This window comes from Micromonospora sp. D75 (assembly GCF_018070405.1).
Taxonomy (GTDB): Bacteria; Actinomycetota; Actinomycetes; order Mycobacteriales; family Micromonosporaceae; genus Micromonospora; species Micromonospora chalcea.
Genome location: NZ_JAGPXV010001020.1, coordinates 1 through 1,155, shown reverse-complemented (window position 1 = coordinate 1,155; position 1,155 = coordinate 1). Strand labels below are relative to the sequence as shown.

Below are 1,155 nucleotides of genomic sequence, written 5' to 3'. Positions count from 1 at the left end.
CGCGTACCGCATCGCGGTGACCGCGCGCGGCCACCAGCAGGCCGCCGGTGCGGCTCATCGCGTCGACCGCGAGGACGATCGTGCCGTCGGGGAGGACTGCGTGGGCGGACAGGAGGTCGGCGGTGGTGTCGCCGAGCGTCAGCCGCAGCGACGAGGCAGCGCTCAGCACGCACCGGGCGGCGACGGCGTCGCGGGGCGTGGAGGTGACCGGAGACGGCCCGGCGGCGACCGGGGTGACGCCGGTCGACGGGGCCGGGCGCCCGGCGGGGTGCAACGCCATGTCTGTCTCCTCGGCCGGAAGGGGTGAAGTCGGCCCAGGTCAGACGGTAGTAGGTAAGCCTTACCTGTGCAACGGCGGGTCGGGTGCCGGAGACGCATACGGGTCACGACGGTGACCGTCGTGACCCGTACGGGCGTGGGTGTCCGCTTTGTCAGGCGGGCTGGTAGGTCAGGCAGTCGCTGACGGTGGCGCCGGGGCCCACCGTGATCGACTCGGCCGTGCAGGCGAGGTTGGTGTTGAACACGCACTCGGCCCGCGCGCACGCGCCCACCGCGCCGGTGACCTCCGCGATCCCGCCGCTCAGCGACGACTCGACGAACGTCGCGCAGGACGCCGCGTCGGCGCTCGCCGCCACGGTGATCGCGGGCGCGTGACAACCGTTGTCGTTGAAACTGCACGCCGTGGCGGCGCACTCACGTACCGGCGGAGACTGCAACAGCGTCTTCATGGTGCCTCCAAGTCATGCGGGCCGGCGGTGCGACGGCCGGCCTCGTGGTGCTCGAATGCCATTCGGTATTAGCCCTGCGAGCGGGGCTTCAAACCTGTCCGCCCGAAGTGAGGATCATGCTCACCATAGCAGCGGAATGCGGCGTCGGCGGCGGTAAACCGTCGATCCCGCGCGAACTCCCGGGCGGGCGAAGATGAGGCTTACCTTTGTAAGGAAAGCCTTTGTTTGCCGGTGCGAGGTGGGCGTGCGCTGGCCCCGTCCGCGCTGGTCCGAGCGCAGGGTGCGGTCCGGCGAACGGCCTGGAGCGCGCCGAGGGTCATGCGCCGGATCGGGGAGGTGAATTGATGTGCGGAAATCGGCGCTCCGGAGCCGGGAATTGGTTTCGCCGCCCGGGGCGGAAATCGAATTTCCGCAGCGCCGGTTCCGT

General features: G+C 70.6%; 1 protein-coding gene and 1 pseudogene. Both read right to left on the bottom strand.

From position 1 onward, the window contains the following. Positions 1–280 (bottom strand): annotated as a pseudogene (locus tag KBX39_RS31650) (DUF2470 domain-containing protein); the annotation flags it as partial. A gap of 151 nt (positions 281–431) precedes the next feature. Beyond that, the gene (locus KBX39_RS31645; protein WP_013286940.1) at positions 432–728 is read right to left on the bottom strand and encodes a DUF1540 domain-containing protein; all 297 of its coding nucleotides are present in this window, start codon (positions 726–728) and stop codon (positions 432–434) included. Positions 729–1,155: the final 427 nt, after the last annotated feature.

Bases quoted from the DNA above. Each gene is read 5' to 3' on its own strand.
- KBX39_RS31645 (WP_013286940.1), bottom strand. From the start codon at position 728: ATGAAGACGCTGTTGCAGTCTCCGCCGGTACGTGAGTGCGCCGCCACG.